At 68.7% G+C, this 16232-nt stretch carries 16 protein-coding genes; 8 read left to right on the plus strand and 8 right to left on the minus strand.

The window, feature by feature from the left end:
* The first annotated feature begins 12 nt into the window (after window positions 1-12).
* Together BN977_RS00125 and BN977_RS00130 are read left to right on the plus strand one after the other, a co-directional pair.
* On the plus strand, window positions 13-876 hold the full coding sequence (locus tag BN977_RS00125) for an LLM class F420-dependent oxidoreductase (RefSeq protein WP_036395531.1): 864 nt from the start codon (window positions 13-15) through the stop codon (window positions 874-876).
* Window positions 873-1811 carry an LLM class flavin-dependent oxidoreductase gene (locus BN977_RS00130; RefSeq protein WP_024451400.1) on the plus strand — a complete coding sequence of 313 codons (939 nt, stop codon included), beginning with the start codon at window positions 873-875 and terminating at the stop codon, window positions 1809-1811. The genes BN977_RS00125 and BN977_RS00130 overlap by 4 nt, the downstream gene beginning before the upstream one ends.
* Here the strand turns inward: BN977_RS00130 and BN977_RS00135 are convergent.
* From BN977_RS00135 to BN977_RS00150, 4 genes are all read right to left on the minus strand, one after another.
* Window positions 1801-3096 carry a competence/damage-inducible protein A gene (locus BN977_RS00135; RefSeq protein WP_036395533.1) on the minus strand — a complete coding sequence of 432 codons (1296 nt, stop codon included), beginning with the start codon at window positions 3094-3096 and terminating at the stop codon, window positions 1801-1803. The genes BN977_RS00130 and BN977_RS00135 overlap by 11 nt on opposite strands.
* Window positions 3093-3326, minus strand: coding sequence for a hypothetical protein (locus tag BN977_RS00140; RefSeq protein ID WP_036395535.1), 234 nt, complete (start codon window positions 3324-3326; stop codon window positions 3093-3095). The genes BN977_RS00135 and BN977_RS00140 overlap by 4 nt, the downstream gene beginning before the upstream one ends.
* A gap of 54 nt (window positions 3327-3380) precedes the next feature.
* On the minus strand, window positions 3381-6137 hold the full coding sequence (locus BN977_RS00145; protein ID WP_306372223.1) for a glycosyl hydrolase 2 galactose-binding domain-containing protein: 2757 nt from the start codon (window positions 6135-6137) through the stop codon (window positions 3381-3383).
* A 115-nt stretch (window positions 6138-6252) separates the two neighbouring features.
* Window positions 6253-6999 (minus strand): glucose 1-dehydrogenase, encoded by a 747-nt coding sequence (locus tag BN977_RS00150; protein ID WP_036395537.1) that lies wholly within the window; start codon window positions 6997-6999, stop codon window positions 6253-6255.
* 103 nt (window positions 7000-7102) lie between these two features.
* Here BN977_RS00150 and BN977_RS00155 point away from each other — a divergent pair, with 103 nt between their 5' ends.
* Together BN977_RS00155 and BN977_RS00160 are read left to right on the plus strand one after the other, a co-directional pair.
* A complete protein-coding gene (locus tag BN977_RS00155) occupies window positions 7103-8200 on the plus strand; it encodes an NAD(P)H-dependent amine dehydrogenase family protein (RefSeq protein ID WP_036395539.1) in 1098 nt (365 codons plus the stop codon).
* Between the two features lie 5 nt (window positions 8201-8205).
* Window positions 8206-8958 carry an HAD family hydrolase gene (locus tag BN977_RS00160; RefSeq protein ID WP_024451394.1) on the plus strand — a complete coding sequence of 251 codons (753 nt, stop codon included), beginning with the start codon at window positions 8206-8208 and terminating at the stop codon, window positions 8956-8958.
* On the opposite strand, the gene BN977_RS00165 is transcribed toward BN977_RS00160, so the two are convergent.
* Window positions 8900-9100, minus strand: a complete 201-nt coding sequence (locus tag BN977_RS00165) for a (2Fe-2S)-binding protein (protein ID WP_036395541.1) — start codon at window positions 9098-9100, stop codon at window positions 8900-8902. The genes BN977_RS00160 and BN977_RS00165 overlap by 59 nt on opposite strands.
* Window positions 9100-9717 (minus strand): hypothetical protein, encoded by a 618-nt coding sequence (locus BN977_RS00170; RefSeq protein WP_036395544.1) that lies wholly within the window; start codon window positions 9715-9717, stop codon window positions 9100-9102. The genes BN977_RS00165 and BN977_RS00170 overlap by 1 nt, the downstream gene beginning before the upstream one ends.
* Window positions 9718-9906: 189 nt before the next feature.
* Here BN977_RS00170 and BN977_RS00175 point away from each other — a divergent pair, with 189 nt between their 5' ends.
* The 3 genes from BN977_RS00175 to BN977_RS00185 all read left to right on the plus strand — a co-directional run bounded on the left by BN977_RS00175 (window position 9907) and on the right by BN977_RS00185 (window position 14008).
* Complete coding sequence (locus tag BN977_RS00175) at window positions 9907-11037, plus strand: nitronate monooxygenase (protein WP_036395546.1); 1131 nt, start codon at window positions 9907-9909, stop codon at window positions 11035-11037.
* A 156-nt stretch (window positions 11038-11193) separates the two neighbouring features.
* Window positions 11194-11757 carry a TetR/AcrR family transcriptional regulator gene (locus tag BN977_RS00180; RefSeq protein WP_036395548.1) on the plus strand — a complete coding sequence of 188 codons (564 nt, stop codon included), beginning with the start codon at window positions 11194-11196 and terminating at the stop codon, window positions 11755-11757.
* A 1-nt stretch (window position 11758) separates the two neighbouring features.
* Window positions 11759-14008, plus strand: coding sequence for a molybdopterin-dependent oxidoreductase (locus BN977_RS00185; RefSeq protein WP_036395551.1), 2250 nt, complete (start codon window positions 11759-11761; stop codon window positions 14006-14008).
* Here the strand turns inward: BN977_RS00185 and BN977_RS00190 are convergent.
* Entirely contained in the window at window positions 13998-14426 is a 429-nt protein-coding gene (locus BN977_RS00190) for a hypothetical protein (protein WP_051560935.1), read from the minus strand. The genes BN977_RS00185 and BN977_RS00190 overlap by 11 nt on opposite strands.
* A gap of 208 nt (window positions 14427-14634) precedes the next feature.
* Between BN977_RS00190 and BN977_RS00195 the strand changes: the two genes are divergently transcribed.
* The gene (locus BN977_RS00195) at window positions 14635-15900 is read left to right on the plus strand and encodes a cytochrome P450 (RefSeq protein WP_024451387.1); all 1266 of its coding nucleotides are present in this window, start codon (window positions 14635-14637) and stop codon (window positions 15898-15900) included.
* Here the strand turns inward: BN977_RS00195 and BN977_RS00200 are convergent.
* Window positions 15836-16162, minus strand: a complete 327-nt coding sequence (locus BN977_RS00200; protein ID WP_036395554.1) for a hypothetical protein — start codon at window positions 16160-16162, stop codon at window positions 15836-15838. The genes BN977_RS00195 and BN977_RS00200 overlap by 65 nt on opposite strands.
* Window positions 16163-16232: the final 70 nt, after the last annotated feature.

Raw genomic sequence — 16232 nt, forward strand, 5'->3', positions numbered from 1 at the left:
GGGATTGCGCCGATGGAACTTTCGGGGATCGGTATCTGGAGCGCCCAACTGCGTTACAGCGACCCGGCACAGGCCGCCGACGCCGCCGCCGAGCTCGACGAGCTGGGCTACCCGGCGCTGTGGATCCCCGACGTGGGCGGCGCGTTGTTCGACTCGGTGACCAATCTGCTGGCCGCGACCGAGAACGCCGTCATCGCGACCGGCATCCTCAACCTGTGGATGCACGAACCGGCCGATGTCGCCGCCGCGCACGCCCGGTTGACGGCCGAGTACGGACCACGGCTGCTGCTCGGGATCGGCGTCAGTCACGCACCCCTGATCGACTCGAAAAAGCCTGGGACGTACCGTAAACCACTGGCCGCCACCGCGGCCTTCCTGGACGCGCTGGACACCGCGGAGCAGCCGGTACCCGTCGGGCAGCGAGCGCTGGCGGCGTTGGGTCCCAAGATGCTCGAGCTGGCCGCCACCCGGTCCCGTGGCGCGCACCCCTACCTGGTGACACCGGACCACACCGCGAGCGCCCGCGCCACGCTGGGGGCCGGTCCACTGCTGCTGCCCGAGCAGACCGCGATCCTCACCGAGGACCGCGACGAGGCGCGCCGGATCGGCACCGACTGGTTGCGGTCCTATCTCGCGATGCCGAACTACGCGAACAACCTGCGCCGGTCCGGCTTCACCGAGGACGACCTCGCTCAGGTCAGCGACCGGCTGTTCGACGCGATCATCGTGTGGGGCGACGAGGAGAAGGTGCTGGCCCGGGTGGCCGAGCACCGCGACGCGGGCGCCGACCACGTCTGCCTGCAGCTGCTCGACGCCGACCCGAGCGCGTTCCCGCGGGAGCAGTGGCGCCGGCTGGCGGCCGCGATCCGCGGATGACCGCCCTGGACATCGGGGTCTATGTCCCACAGATGGGCATGTCCTATTCCGATGTGCTGCACCGCGCGCAGCGGTGTGAGGAACTCGGCATCGGGTCGCTGTGGCTCTATGACCATCTGTACGGGCCCGGGATGCCCGAGATCGACTCGCTGGAGGCCTGGACCCTGGCCACCGCGCTGCTGAGCCGCACCGAGCGGCTCCGCGTGGGACACCTGGTGCTGTGCAATCAGTTTCGTCATCCCGCGGTGCTCGCCAAGATGGCGACGACGCTGGACCAGATCTCGGCCGGCCGGCTGCAGCTGGGGCTGGGCAGCGGCTCGATCGAGGACGAGCACGTCCGCACCGGGCTGGACTGGGAAACCTTCGCGCACCGCTCGCGGCGGCTCGGCGAGGCACTGGAGATCCTCACCCAGGCCTTCGGGACCGGCCGGGTGGACTTCGCCGGGGAGCACTACCGGGTGCGGGACATGCCGATCAGGCCGGGGCCGGTGCAGCTACCACGGCCGCCCATCGTGGTCGGCGGTGTCGGCGAGAAGTACACGCTGCCGCTGGTCGCCCGGTACGCCGACGTCTGGAACGTGCCGACCTATGCCCTCGGCGAGCTCGAGCACAAGATGGCGGTACTGCGCGATCTGTGTGCCGACATCGGCCGGGACCCGGCGACGATCGTGATGTCGGTGGAGGCCGTGCTGGCGCTGGCACCCGACGAGGCGTCCCTGCCCGAGGTCCGCCGGATCGCCGAGAAACGGTTCGGCGGACCGGGTTTCGGCCTGCACGAAGGTGGGTTGATCGGGACCGCGCCGATGATCGTGGAACGGTTGCGGCACTGGCAGCGGCTGGGTTTCGGGCAGGTGGTGCTGTTCACCCACGACCGCGCCGCCGACCGCACGCTGGAATTGCTGGCCACACAGGTGATCGGCGAGGTCACGCGGTAGCGGAGCACGCCAGCAGTTCCCGGCGCAGCAGGTGCATCGCCACGGTGGTGGCGCGTTCCCGGACGTCGCTGCGGTTGCCGGGCAGCCGCAGCGTGCGGACCAACGGTTCGCGCCCGGCCAACGCCACGCTGAAACACACCGTGCCGACCGGTTTCTCGGCGGATCCGCCACCGGGCCCGGCGATACCGGTGATGCCCACCGCGGTATCGGCCTCGAACCGCTGCAGCGCACCGCGCGCCATCGCGATCGCCACCGGTTCGGACACCGCGCCGTGCGTGGCGATGAGCGTTGCATCCACCCCGAGCATCTCGACCTTGGCCTCGTTGGAGTAGGACACCACGCCCCCGGCCAGATACGCCGACGAGCCGGCCCGGTCGGCCAGCCGCGCGGCCAGCATCCCCGCCGTGCACGATTCCGCGGTGGCGATGGTGCGCCCGGTCAGCAGCGTCGCGATCTGCTCGTCGATCAGGGAGCCGTCGGCGGAGAACAGCTCCTGCGGGTATCGCTCGGCCAGGAAATCGACCAGGGCGCGGTAGGTGTCGTCGTCCTCGGGCTCGTAGCGGGTGACGATCTCCAGCTCACCGCGGCGCAGGCAGGTCGTGATCTCCAGCGCGTCGAATCCGGCGATGCGGGTCTGGGCGTCCCGCAAGGCGTCGGCGAGGCCGGACTCGGCCAGGCCGAACATCCGCACGGTGGCCTGCCGGTATTCGGTGCGCCCGGCGATGGCGCGCTGGGCGGCCGCGGTCGCGATGGCGCGCGACCACATGGGCTGCAATTCGCGCGGCGGACCGGGCAGCACAATGACGACGGGTGTGCCGTCGGCGGGCCCGTCCACCACGACACCGGGTGCGGTGCCCTCCGGTTCCAGGATCTCGGCTCCCGCCGGCACCAGCGCCTGCTTGCGATTGGCGGCCAGCACCGCGTCGAAGTCCTCGTCCGCGACGGGACGCCGGGACATCAGCGTGCGCAGGATCGCCGCGATCCGGGCCTCCAGCTCGGTGTCGAGCACCAGCTCGACACCGCAGAACCGGGCCACGGTGGCGACCGTCAGGTCGTCGGCGGTCGGCCCCAGGCCGCCGGTGGTGATGATCAGGTCGACGCCCTCGGCCGCCAGGAAGCGCAGCTGGGCCTCGACGTCGTCGGCGCGGTCGCCGCAGATGGTGATGTGCGCCAGTTCGACCCCGAGCTCCAGCAGCCGGTCGGCCAGCCACGGGCCGTTGAGATCCTGGATCCGCCCGGTCAGCACCTCGGTGCCGGTGACGACGATGCCGGCGCGCACGCTCACCGGGTGAGCCAGCCCTGGACCGTGGCGGCCTCGCGCGAGTACTGCTCCATGAGGTCGTCCTGGTAGCGCGATCCGCCGGTGAGATCATCGCCGGCCCAGATCACCCGGATCCTCGTCGCGCCGCGGATGTACACGTCGACCCGGTCGGCCACGTGCCGCGACCACCCGTGCTGCGCGGTCAGCTCGGCGAGTTGCTCGCGCTGGTTACCGTCGGTGTTGACCTCAGACATGTATTGATCTCCTCTTCCTGCGTGCTGCCGTCAATCCTGCCCCACCCGCCCGGCTCAGCCGACCGGCACCACCACCGCAGCGGTGTTGTACCCGCTGACCCGCACATAATTGCCCCGCTCACCGGGTGCGAGCACGGTGCCGCTCAGGTCCACGGTCTCACCGGGGAACACCGTCACGTAGTTGTCGGTGTACTGCACCGGCAGGGTCTCGTCCCCGTCCGGGGCGCCGGTGATCTCGGCGCGTTCGAAGAACGCGATCTGCTTGCCGGGGTTGTGCAGCCTGATGGCGACCTCGCGGTCGCCGGTCCGTTTGGCGCTCACCTGCAGCGGCGCCTTGGCCAGATAGTTCAGCGGTGTCATATCGGCCCAGCTGACCTGCCTGAGTTCGAAGGCCGTGTCGTTGGCCGGGTCCCCCACATCATCGGGTTGCTGGGACTGCCAGTACACGTTCTGGGACACCACTTTGCCTGCGCCGTCGAGCAATTCGGCCCTGACGAAGAACACCCGGGAGTCACGGGCCTCGCGCGGGAGCGTGAGCACGGTGTGCGCCCCGCCGGAGCTCACGGCGACATCGTCGACGGTGCGGTCGTCGCGCACCCGGCCGGCCAGGTCGTAAACCCGCACCCGGGCCCGCAGGCCCGACACGTCGCGCGGGGTCTGGTTGACCACCTTGATCTCGGCCGTGCCGTGGTTGCCGCCGGCGTAGGCATCGAACACCAGCGACAGCGGGCGCAGTCCGGCCTTGGCCCCGTAATAGGCCCCGCCCGGGCGCAGGTAGTAGTCGAAGATGTTGCCGAAGAACGACGGCCAGTGACTGTTGAGCATCCAGTAGATGGTCATCTTGTGGTTGGCCCACCCGTTGGCCGCGAACGCCTCGAACTGCGCGCGGGTCGATTCGTAATGGGCCAGTTGGGCTTTGCGGGTGAACTCTTCGGCGCCCGAGGACGGACCGTAGCGACGGTTGATGGCGCGCTGGATGCTGGTCAGCGACGCGTTGCCGGGGTTCGATCCGGCGTGGAAGGACCAGGTGTCGTTGATGGGCCACAGCTTGTCGGGCGGGATGAACTCCTTGAGGCTGGCCAGCGGCGGGATGTGTTCGTTGTCGCCTTGCTCGGCGTTGGCGCCGCGGGTGGCGCCGTACCGGCCGCTGAACCAGTAGCTCGGCGGGCGCCAGCTGTACGGCCCGGCCATGTGGATACCGTCCCACTGCGGTTGGCCCTGATCGTCGTCGTGCCCGAACGACGAGACGGTGTCGACGACCGCGTTCTGCCAGTGCAGGTCACGCAGCACCGCGTGGTACTGGCCGCGCAACGGTTCCGGTGGCAGCCCGTCGCTGCCGTTGGCCCAGATCGCGACCGACGCGTGCGAGCGCAGCATCAGGATCTGTGAGCGCAGGCTGTCCAGCGCCACCGCGCGGTCCTCGTCATCCCACTGTTCCCACTTCTCCCACTGGTTGCAGCACATCCACCCGACCATCAGCGGGATGCCCAGCTCGTCGGCACGTTCCACCAGCCGCTCCCCCGGGATCTTGGACTCCAGCCGAAGCATGTTCAGGCCCAGATCCTTGGCGTACCGCAGGATCGCGTCCTCCCGGTCCGGGTCGTCGTCGAACAGCAGGTCCGGGGTGTACACCGCGCCGCGGATCAGGTAGTCCCTGCCGTTGACGGTGAGGTAGAAACTGCCGCCGGAGCCCAGTTCGGGGAACTGCTCGTCGGTGTCGCGATGCTGGGTGATGGTGCGGATGCCGAACCGCTGGGTGCTGGTGTCGATCACCCGGTTGTATTGGCGGAAGTCCAGTTTCAGGTCGTAGAGACTGGGATCGCCCATGGTGTAGGGCCACCACAGGTCGGGATGTTCGACGGTCAGCTCGGTGAAGCGGGCCGGGCTGAAGGTCAGTTCGCGACGTTCCCCGGGAGACAGGGTGACCGGCTGCTCGACGGCCACCGACGGCTTGCCGGGCCGGCTGATGGTGGCCCGCAGCACGCCGTTGACCCGCCGGTCCGACGAGTTGTGCACGTTGGCGTACACCGTCAGCCGCGCGGAATCCGTTCTCGGCAGCGGGAGTTCGGTGTTGACCGTGGCATCACCGATCTCCACGGCACCCGCGGTGCGCAGGTAGACGGGTTTGAAGATGCCCGCATTGCGATCCGGGACGAACGAATTGCCGTTGGCGGGGTTCTTGCCCGGGCCCTGGTAACCCAGGTAGCGCCAGTTGATCCAGTCGTACCAGCTGTCGGCCAGCTCTACACCGTCGACGTCCTGCAGCGCGCGTTCCGGGATCACTTTCACCGCAAGGACATTCGGGCCGCTGCGGATCCACCGGGTGACGTCGAGCTGGTGTGCGGTGTACATACCCACGATCTGGCTGCTGTCGGCGATCAGGTGGCCGTTGAGCCAGATCTCGGCCCGGTAGTTGATCCCGAGGAACTGCAGCTGATAGTTGCTGTGGCCGGCCGGGGCGTCGAACGTGGTGCGGTACCACCAGTCCTGCTGGTAGAGATCCTGCGGGACCTCGTCGGCCAGGTTGGTCCCGTAGTACAGGTCCGGATAGGTGCCGTCCCGTTGCAGCGCGTCGAGCACGGTGGCCGGCATGTGCGCCACGGTGTGCCAGCCGTCATCCCGGTAGCCGGGTGTCGAGATGGCGCGGCCGTCGGCGGGTAGGCCGCGGGCCGACACCAGTTTCCAGCCCTGGGCCAGTTCGGTGGTGGTGGCGGCCGGCTCGGGCCGCGCGAAGGAGGCGAAATCGGCGGCACCGAGCAGCAGCACGAGCAACAGAAGGGCGACGCTGAACAGGGCGGTACGACGCTTCAAAGCCCCGATGGTGCCGCTCCCTTCGGTGCTTGATGTGGCGCCGGCCGATCGGCCGACACCACATTGTGCCTGGCGGCCGGGTCAGCGGGCGGCCCGGGGAGCGACCCTCAGCGCGTCAGAAGACGTTGTCCTTGTGGTTCACGTCGGTGACCAGTCCGCCGTCGACCACGAACTCGGCCCCGGTGGCGAACGACGACTCGTCGCTGATCAGGAACACCACGAAGGCGGCAACTTCCTCGGACTGGCCCGGGCGGCCCAGCGGCGCGGTCACCATGTCCTCGGGGAAGTGTTCGGTCATGGGCGTGCGGATGAAGCCGGGATGCACGGAGTTGACCCGGATGTTGTGCCTGCCGAGTTCCAGCGCGGCGGACTTGGCCAGCCCGCGGACCGCCCACTTGGACGCCACATAGGGATGGACCATCGGCGCACCGCGTAATCCCTCGACCGAGGACACGTTGATGATCGAACCGCTGCCTGCCGCCTTCATCGAGCCGACGGCGGCCTGCATGCCCAGGAAGGTACCCGTGAGGTTGACGTCGATGACCTTCTGCCACTGCGTCATGTCGAATTTGCCGATCTTGCCCAGCGCGACGATGCCGGCGTTGTTCACCAACCCGGTCAGCCCGCCGAAGGCCTCGTTGGCCGCGCCGACGGCGGCGTCCCAATGGTCGGCCTGGGTGACGTCGAGGTGCACGTAACGCGCGGCGGCACCGAGTTCTTCGGCCAGCGCCTGTCCCGGCTCGTCGAGGATGTCGCCGATGACCACCTTGCCGCCCTCGGCCACCAGCGCCCTGGCGTGGGCGGCGCCCATGCCCTGGGCACCGCCGCTGATCAGTACAACCTTGCCGTCCACGCGTCCCATGGGGCGTGAGGCTACCCCACTTCGGGCCGGAATTAGAACCTGTTCCAATTTGCGCGCGGACCGCTCATACTGCGATCAGACCACACATCTTGAGGAGATTTGGATGGCCATTCGCGTGGCACTCGTCGGCACCGGAAACTGCGGCAGGCTCGCCCTCCTCCAGCTCATCGAGGATCCCCGGTTCGAACTGGTCGCGATCGGCACGTCGAGCGCGGACAAGGTGGGCAGGGATGCCGGCGAATTGGCCGGTCTGGACGTGGCCACCGGCATCACCGCGACCGAAGGGCTCGACGCCGTGCTCGCATCGCGGCCGGATTGCCTGGTCTACTGCGCCATGGGCGATACCCGTCCGGTCGAGGCCACCCGCGATGTCACCCGCGCGCTGTCGGCCGGTGTCAACGTGGTCGGCTCGGCGCCCGGCGGGCTGCAATACCCGTGGGGCGCCATGCCGGAGAAGGCCATCGCCCGGGTGGAAGAGGCCGCCCGGCAAGGTAATGCGAGCGTCTTCATCACCGGGGTGGACCCCGGTTTCGCCACCGATCTGGTGCCGTTCGCCATTGCCAGCACCTGCCAGCGCATCGACCAGATCAAGACGATGGAGATCGCCGACTACGCCACCTACGACGGTGCCGAGGTGATGTCGGTGGTCATGGGCTTCGGCAATCCGATGGATCAGCCCGGCTTGCTGTTCTACCCCGGCATCCTGAGCGCCGCGTGGGGCACCGCGATCACCATGCTGGCCGCGGGCCTGGGCGTGCAGGTCGACGAGATCACCGAGAGCTACGAGTTGGCTCCGGCACCCGAGGATATCGAGGTTGCCACCGGCGTGATCGCCGCAGGCACGGTGGCGGCGATGCGATTCCAGATCAACGGCATGGTCGGCGGCCGGCCGGTGATCGTCGTCGAACATGTCACCCGGGTCCGCGAGGACCTGCGGCCGGACTGGGCCCAGCCCGCGCAGCCGGGTGGGTCCTATCGGGTGGAGATCACCGGGGAACCGTCCTATGTCGTCGACATCTGCCCGACCAGCAGCCGCGGCGACCACAACTACGCGGCGATCCTCGCCGCGGCCGGCCGGATCGTCAACGCCATCCCCGAGGTGGTGGCCGCGCCACCGGGCATCCGCACCACACTCGACCTGCCACTGGGCACGGGCCGGGGCTTGCTCTACGGGCACCACACGCCCCAACCCGCACAATAGGAGGCGTGCCCGCCGACCCGATTGCCCAGATTCGCAGCACACCGGCAGGACCGTCGGTCGGCGCCTTCTTCGATCTGGACGGCACCCTGGTCCGCGGCTTCACCGCGACCGTGCATGCCGGGCACCGGTTCCGCAACCGGCAGGCCAAGTTCGGCGAGCTGACCGGCATCATCGAGGCCTCGGTGCGCTACAAGCTGGGCCGGATGGAGTTCGAGCGCCTGCTGCAGCGCGCCGCGGGTTATCTGATGGGTGACTCGTTGACCGAGCTCGAGGAACTCGGCGAGGAGCTGTTCCAGCGGCACACCGTCGCGCGCTTGTTCCCGGTCATGCGCGAGGTGGTCGCGGCCCATCAGGAACGCGGTCACACCGTGGTGATGAGTTCGTCGGCGCTGACCATGCACGCCGAGCCGGTGGCCCGGCACCTGGGCATCACCGATGTGCTGTGCAATCACTTCGCCACCGACGACGACGGGCGGCTGACCGGACAGATCGTGCGGCCGATCATCTGGGGCCGCAACAAGGCTCGCGCGGTGCTGGCGTTCAGCGCCGCGCACGACATCGACCTGAGCCGGAGTTTCGGCTATTCCGACGGCACCGAGGATCTGCCCGTTCTGGAGGCCGTCGGCCATCCGCACGCGGTCAATCCCCGGGCAGGCCTGGCCACCGCCGCCGCGCAACGCGGCTGGCCGATCCTGCGGGTCAGTTCCGACGAGGGCCGCCGCTGGGCCGCGCTGCGGCGCCGCGGCGCGACTCGATGATGGCGCGCACCGTGCGCCGGCAGCGGCCGCAGTCGGCACCCGCACCGCACGCCGCCGCCACCTCGTTGGTGGTCGACGCGCCGGCATCCACCGCGTCGGCCACCGCATGGCTGGTGATGCCGTTGCACAGACAGACGAACATCAGATCCGCATCATGTGTGCGAACGTCCCGATGAACACCGGCGGGTAGGCGCCGACGCCCGCCTCGGTCAGCCAGTCGGCTGCGGCGTCGGAGTCGTGCAGCCAGCGGCGCGCCTCGGATTCGTCGTCGACTTGCTGCAGGATGAGCACCTCGTGCGGGTCGTCGAAGGCCTTGAAACTCCAGAGGCGGCGCACGCCGGCGGCCCGGAACGCCGCTGCCGATGCCCGTACCCGCGCGCTCAACGCCGACACGTCGGCCTCCGGCGTCACCATCGCCACGATGACCGCGGGCGTACCCGCCGGTGGTGTCCCCTCCAGGTCGATGCGGTCGAACAGTCCCCCGGCGAACACCGCGGGCAGATCTTCGACGCCCACCGCGTCGAACCATTCGAAGAACACTCGGGACCGGAGCAGCTCGAGCACCGGTTCTTGGGCGTCGATGACGAGGATGACCAGAACCCGGTCCGGATCGGTCGTCGAGGTGTAGATCAGTACGTGATGGGCGCCCAGATCCCGCAGCGCATCCACGCGGCGCTGTAGCAGCGGCCACACCTGCGCCGGGTCGGGGACCCGGTAATCGGTCACCAGCACCAGCGAGCCGGTGAGCCAGTCCGTCATGGCCGGGAGCACCCCCAGACTTCGCGAGCTGTTAATGCCACTTCCCGAAAACGGTAATGTCATTCTTGGCATCTGTCGAGGCCCGAGCCGATTCCGGATGACGTGGGGCATTGCCTGACACCCGGGGGCATCCCCTAAACTAGAACACGTTTCAGTCGTCTGCCCGCGCTCGTTCCTCAAGGAGAAGGCATGCATACCGCCCTCTGTGACCAACTCGGCATCGACGTGCCGATCTTCGCCTTCACGCACTGCCGAGACGTGGTCGTCGCGGTCAGCAGGGCCGGCGGCTTCGGCGTGCTGGGCGCCGTCGGGTTCACCCCCGAACAGCTCGAGATCGAGCTCAACTGGATCGACGAACACATCGGTGATCACCCCTACGGCGTGGACATCGTGATCCCGAACAAGTACGAGGGCATGGACGCCAACATGTCGGCCGACGAGCTGAAGTCGACGCTGAACGCGCTGGTCCCCCAGGAGCATCTCGACTTCGCCAAGAAGCTGCTCGCCGACCACGGCGTCCCCACCGGAGACCTCGACGACAACGCGCTGCAGCTGCTCGGCTGGACCGAGGCGACGGCCACCCCTCAGGTGGAGATCGCTCTGCAACACCCGAAGGTCACCTTGATCGCCAACGCGCTGGGGACCCCGCCGGCCGACATGATCAAGCACATCCACGAATCCGGGCGTAAGGTCGCGGCGCTGTGCGGCTCGCCCGCCCAGGCCCGTAAGCACGCCGAGGCCGACGTCGACATCATCATCGCCCAGGGCGGCGAGGGCGGCGGACACTGCGGCGAGGTCGGCTCGATCGTGTTGTGGCCGCAGGTGGTCAAGGAGGTCGCGCCGCGCCCGGTGCTGGCGGCCGGCGGTATCGGCAGCGGCTACCAGATCGCGGCGGCACTGGCCATGGGCGCGCAGGGCGCCTGGACCGGATCGCAGTGGCTGATGGTCGAAGAAGCCGAGAACACCCCCGTGCAACAGGCGACGTACGCCAAGGCGACGAGCCGCGACACCGTGCGCAGCCGCTCGTTCACCGGCAAGCCGTGCCGGATGCTGCGCAACGATTGGACCGATGCCTGGCAGACCGCCGGCAACCCCGAGCCGCTCGGCATGCCCCTGCAGTACATGGTGTCGGGCATGGCCGTGGCCGCCACGCACAAGTACCCCGACCAGACCATCGACGTAGCCTTCAACCCCATCGGCCAGGTGGTGGGCCAGTTCACCAAGGTCGAGAAGACCTCCGCCGTCATCGAACGCTGGGTGCAGGAATATCTCGAGGCGACCAGCACGCTGAATCAGATCAACGAGGCCGCCTCGGTGTGACGAGGTAGCCCCCAGACCGCGAATCCCGTCGGCCTCCGTTCTCCCGGACCGGCGGGATTCGTGTATTCACGGCCGCTTTCACGCATCTCTTCTCGGCGGACCGGAGGCTATGTATGATGCTCTACATAATCGGTCGGCCGAAAGGACACCGGCGTCATGGCCAGCCCACGTGACCGCATGATCGTCTCGGCGGCATTGTTGATCCGGGAGCGCGGCGCACACGCGACCGCGATCTCCGATGTGCTCGAACACAGCGGCGCGCCGCGCGGCTCGGCCTACCATCACTTCCCCGGTGGTCGCACCCAGCTCCTGTGCGAGGCGATCGATTTCGCCGGTGATTACGTCGCCCGCCGGATCTCCTCGGCGGCGTCGGCACTCGACGCGCTGGACGTCATCGTCGAGCACTTCCGCAATCAGCTGTCCGACAGCGGATTCCGGGCCGGTTGCCCGGTGGTGGCGGTGGCCGTCGAAGCAGACAACACCGAGGTGATGGCGCGCGCCGCCGCCGCGTTCACCCGGTGGATCACGCAGATCGAAGACCTGATGCGCGCCGACGGCATCGCTCCGGGCCGGGCCGCCGAACTGGCGATGCTGGCCACCACGTCGATCGAGGGCGCGGTCCTGGTGGCGCGCACCGCCGGTGACGACACCGCGCTGACTCTCGTCCACCGGCAGCTGCGCGCCCTCGTGGCTGCCGAAACCGGGGAACGAAAGGCGTGATATGACAACACCATCCGCACCGTGGCAGCCCACCGCCTGCATCCTCTGCGAGTGCAACTGCGGCATCGTGGTGCAACTGGACGGCCGCAGTCTGGCCAAGATCCGGGGCGACAAGGACCATCCCGCGTCGCAGGGGTACACCTGCAACAAGGCGCTGCGCCTGGACCATTATCAGAACAACCCGACTCGGCTGACAGCACCGATGCGCCGCCGGCCCGACGGCGGCTACGACGAGATCGACTGGGACACCGCGATCGCCGAGATCGCCGAGGGGTTCACCCGCATCCGCGACAGCTACGGCGGGGACAAGATCTTCTACTACGGCGGGGGCGGCCAGGGCAATCACGTCGGCGGCGCCTACAGCGGGGCATTCCTCAAGGCGCTCGGGGCCCGCTACCGCTCGAATGCCTTGGCGCAGGAGAAGACCGGCGAGTTCTGGGTGGATAGCCAACTCTACGGCGGCCACACCCGCGGCGAGTTCGAGCACGCCGAGGTGTCGGTGTTCGTCGGGAAGAACCCGTGGATGTCGCAGAGCTTCCCGCGGGCCCGCACGGTGTTGCAGGACATCGCCAAGGATCCGCACCGCTCGATGATCGTCATCGACCCGGTGATCACCGACACCGCCAAGCTCGCCGATTTCCACCTGCGGGTGCGCCCCGGCACCGACGCGTGGTGCCTGGCCGCCATGGCCGCCGTCCTGGTGCAGGAAAACCTCTGCGACGAAGCGTTTCTGGCCGAGCACGTCACCGGCGCCGAGCCCGTGCGCGATGCCCTGGCGGCGGTGAACGTCGACGGCTACGCCGCGCGCTGCGGTGTCGACGCCGACCTGCTGCGCGCGGCGGCACGCCGGATCGCCGCCGCGTCCAGCGTCTCGGTGTTCGAGGACCTCGGCATCCAGCAGGCGCCCAACAGCACGCTGAGCTCCTATCTCAACAAGATGCTGTGGATCCTCACCGGCAATTTCGCCAAACGTGGTGGGCAGCATCTGCATTCGTCGTTCGCGCCGCTGTTCGGCGCCGGCGGGGTGGGCCGCACCCCGGTCACCGGAGCGCCTGTCATCGCCGGACTGGTGCCGTCGAACGTGGTGGCCGAGGAGATCAACACCGATCACCCCGACCGGTTCCGCGCGATGATCGTGGAGAGCAGCAACCCCGCGCATTCGCTCGCCGACTCGGCCGCGGTGCGCGAGGCGCTCGCCGCCCTCGAGCTGCTCGTCGTCGTCGACGTCGCGATGACCGAGACCGCACGTCTGGCGCACTACGTGCTACCGGCGGCCAGTCAGTTCGAGAAGGCCGAGGCCACCTTCTTCAATCTGGAGTTCCCGCACAACACCTTTCACCTGCGACACCCGCTGATGGACCCGGCGCCGGGCACGCTGCCCGAACCCGAGATCTGGGCCCGGCTGGTGCGCGCCCTCGGTGTGGTCGACGATGCCGAACTGCAACCACTGCGCCGGGCGGCGGCCGACGGACTGGATGCCTACGCGCAGGCGTTCTTTGCCGCGGTCGGCGCGAACCCCGCCCTGGGCCGCGTGCTGCCGTATGTCCTGTACGAGACGCTCGGCCCGGTGCTGCCGCAGGGTTTGGCCGGCGCCGCCGCGTTGTGGGGCCTGGCCCAGAAGGCCGCCATGACCTACCCCGACGCAGTGCGCCGGGCCGGCCATGCCGACGGCAACGCGCTGTTCACCGCGATCCTGTCGAGCCCGTCCGGGGTGACGTTCACCGAGCACGAATACGCCGACGACTGGGGGCTGATCAGCCACGCCGACGGCAAGATCGCGCTGGCCATCCCGGAGCTGCTCGCCGATCTCGGCGCGCTGGCCGCCGGTCCGGCGCAACTGACCAGCGCCGAGTTCCCCATCGTGCTCTCGGCCGGGGAGCGCCGGGCCTTCACCGCCAACGACATCTTCCGCGACCCCGCCTGGCGCAAGCGCGATGCCGACGGTGCGCTGCGCGTCAGCGTGCAGGATGCGCAGGCGCTGGGCCTGGTGGACGGCGGCCGGGCCAGGATCAGCACGGCCGCCGGCAGCGCGGAGGCGACCGTCGAGATCAGCGCGGCGATGCTGCCCGGGCATGCGGCCCTGCCCAACGGCTTCGGTCTGGATTTCGTCGGCGCCGACGGCATCTCGACGGTGCCGGGGGTCGCGCCGAACGCATTGACGTCGGCCGACTGGCGCGACGCCTACGCGGGCACTCCGTGGCACAAACACGTGCCGGCCCGGATCAGCGCCGTCGCACCGGTCACGGTATAGCCGGCGGCACGACCGGCGCCGGGGCTGCCGGCGGCGCCAAGGGTGCCGGCGGTGCCAGGGGTGCCGGATTGGGGGTGTCCATGCCGCGCTGCGCGAGGCCCAGCACCAGGGCCTCCTTACCGCTGATCTCACGGTTCTGCACCGCGTTCCACAGGTCCCGCAGATAGCTGACCCGCGGCGATTCGGCGCCCGCCATCACGGTGGGATCCATCGTCGATCCCGGCGGCGGCGCGTCCGGGCTGGACAGATGGGGCACCCCGTCCGGCGGCGCGGCGACGGCAGCGGGGTCGGCGGCGACCGGCAGCACCGGCGGCGGCGGGGCATCCGTGGGATCGGCCGCGGCGGGTGCGGCCAGTGCCAGTGCCGTCACCCCGCCGGCCAGCGCCAGCAGTACTTTCGACGTGACGTCGATCGCCATGGACAGATCCCCTTCCCACCGTCTAAACGCGGTCTACAGGTAGTTCAACTCGGGCCCGGAAATTGTTACACCTGAGCCCGGTGGGACGCACGCGAATCGGTATCTGTCAGGTTCGGCCACCTTCCCCGACTTCGGGACGCGAGTGCGTGCAGTGGTGTAGCAATGCCCAGAGGGACCAATTACACACCGTCGTCTTGGGAGTGCAACGATGCCGACCCCGAACCTTCCGCCCGGTTTCGACTTCACCGATCCCGATATCTACGCCCAACGGCTGCCCATCGAGGAACTCGCCGAGATGCGCAAGGTGGCACCGATCTGGTGGAACGAACAACCCGAGGGCGTCGGAGGTTTCGACGACGGCGGATTCTGGGTGGTGACCAAGCACCGCGACGTCAAAGAGGTGTCGCGGCGCAGCGACGTGTTCTCCAGCCTGGCCAAGACGGCGCTGCCGCGCTATAAGGACGGCACCGTTCCCGCGCAGATCGAGACCGGCAAGTTCGTCCTGCTGAACATGGACGCGCCGCATCACACCCACCTGCGCAAGATCGTCTCCCGGGCGTTCACCCCGCGCGCGGTCGAACAACTGCGTGCCGACCTCGCCGAGCGGGCCCGCCAGATCGTCGCCGCCGCAGCGGCCGAAGGCCGGGGCGACTTCGTCGAGCAGGTGTCCTGTGAGCTACCGCTACAGGCCATCGCCGGGTTGATGGGGGTACCGCAGGAGGATCGGATGAAGTTGTTCCACTGGTCCAATCAGATGGTCGGCGACATGGATCCGGAATTCGCGAACAACGACGCGATCAGCGCGTCGGTGGAACTCATCACCTACGGCATGCAGATGGCGGCCGAGAAGTCCGCCAACCCCACCGATGATCTGGTCACCAAACTGGTACAGGCCGACGTCGAGGGCCACAAGCTCTCCGACGACGAGTTCGGGTTCTTCGTCATCCTGCTCGCCGTGGCGGGCAACGAGACCACCCGCAACTCGATCACCCAGGGCATGATGGCGTTCACCGATTTCCCGGATCAATGGGAACTGTTCAAGCGGGAACGTCCCGGCACCGCCGCCGACGAGATCGTGCGCTGGGCAACCCCGGTCACCTCGTTCCAGCGCACGGCCCTGGCCGATACCGAACTGGGCGGCGTGTCGATCAAGAAGGGGCAGCGCGTCGTGATGTTCTACCGCTCGGCCAATTTCGACGAGGAGGTCTTCGAGGATCCGTTCCGGTTCGACATCCTGCGCGACCCCAACCCGCACGTCGGCTTCGGCGGCACCGGCGCGCACTACTGCATCGGCGCCAACCTGGCGCGGATGACCATCGACCTGATGTTCAACGCGATCGCCGACGCCATGCCCGACCTGACGCCGCTGGCCGCACCCGAACGCTTGCGCTCGGGGTGGCTCAACGGCATCAAACACTGGCACGTCGACTATGTGGGCTCGGCGAAGCGGGCGGAACCCGCGGGTAGTCGATGATCGAACGCCAGTAGTCCTCACCGATCTCGGTATTGGACCGCAGCACCACCGACAGCCCGACCGCCATCGCGATACCGAGCAGCCCGAGCCACAGGCCGGCCAGCGCGATGACGGCCCACAGCACGGTGGTCAGCGTGGGCCACGGCGACAGCAGCGCCAGCACCGGAGCGAAGAAGAATCCGGTACCGATGTACCAGGACGATCCGGCCCGGTCGCACCGCAGGACGAACCGGAGCCATCGGGGGATGTCGGTCTGGGTCATGCCCCCAGGGTCGGCCGTCCGGGTAGGCAAGGCAATTACCACCGAGGTAATGGCGCCGGGTCCACCGGTA

Source organism: Mycolicibacterium cosmeticum (genome assembly GCF_000613185.1).
In the GTDB taxonomy this organism is placed as follows: Bacteria; Actinomycetota; Actinomycetes; order Mycobacteriales; family Mycobacteriaceae; genus Mycobacterium; species Mycobacterium cosmeticum.

What these genes read in the sequence shown, in the direction of transcription:
- BN977_RS00125 (WP_036395531.1), top strand. Translation starts at nt 13, where the DNA reads ATGGAACTTTCGGGGATCGGTATCTGGAGCGCCCAACTGCGTTACAGC.
- BN977_RS00130 (WP_024451400.1), top strand. Translation starts at nt 873, where the DNA reads ATGACCGCCCTGGACATCGGGGTCTATGTCCCACAGATGGGCATGTCC.
- BN977_RS00140 (WP_036395535.1), bottom strand. Translation starts at nt 3,326, where the DNA reads ATGTCTGAGGTCAACACCGACGGTAACCAGCGCGAGCAACTCGCCGAG.
- BN977_RS00150 (WP_036395537.1), bottom strand. Translation starts at nt 6,999, where the DNA reads ATGGGACGCGTGGACGGCAAGGTTGTACTGATCAGCGGCGGTGCCCAG.
- BN977_RS00155 (WP_036395539.1), top strand. Translation starts at nt 7,103, where the DNA reads ATGGCCATTCGCGTGGCACTCGTCGGCACCGGAAACTGCGGCAGGCTC.
- BN977_RS00165 (WP_036395541.1), bottom strand. Translation starts at nt 9,100, where the DNA reads ATGTTCGTCTGTCTGTGCAACGGCATCACCAGCCATGCGGTGGCCGAC.
- BN977_RS00170 (WP_036395544.1), bottom strand. Translation starts at nt 9,717, where the DNA reads ATGACGGACTGGCTCACCGGCTCGCTGGTGCTGGTGACCGATTACCGG.
- BN977_RS00175 (WP_036395546.1), top strand. Translation starts at nt 9,907, where the DNA reads ATGCATACCGCCCTCTGTGACCAACTCGGCATCGACGTGCCGATCTTC.
- BN977_RS00180 (WP_036395548.1), top strand. Translation starts at nt 11,194, where the DNA reads ATGGCCAGCCCACGTGACCGCATGATCGTCTCGGCGGCATTGTTGATC.
- BN977_RS00185 (WP_036395551.1), top strand. Translation starts at nt 11,759, where the DNA reads ATGACAACACCATCCGCACCGTGGCAGCCCACCGCCTGCATCCTCTGC.
- BN977_RS00190 (WP_051560935.1), bottom strand. Translation starts at nt 14,426, where the DNA reads ATGGCGATCGACGTCACGTCGAAAGTACTGCTGGCGCTGGCCGGCGGG.
- BN977_RS00195 (WP_024451387.1), top strand. Translation starts at nt 14,635, where the DNA reads ATGCCGACCCCGAACCTTCCGCCCGGTTTCGACTTCACCGATCCCGAT.
- BN977_RS00200 (WP_036395554.1), bottom strand. Translation starts at nt 16,162, where the DNA reads ATGACCCAGACCGACATCCCCCGATGGCTCCGGTTCGTCCTGCGGTGC.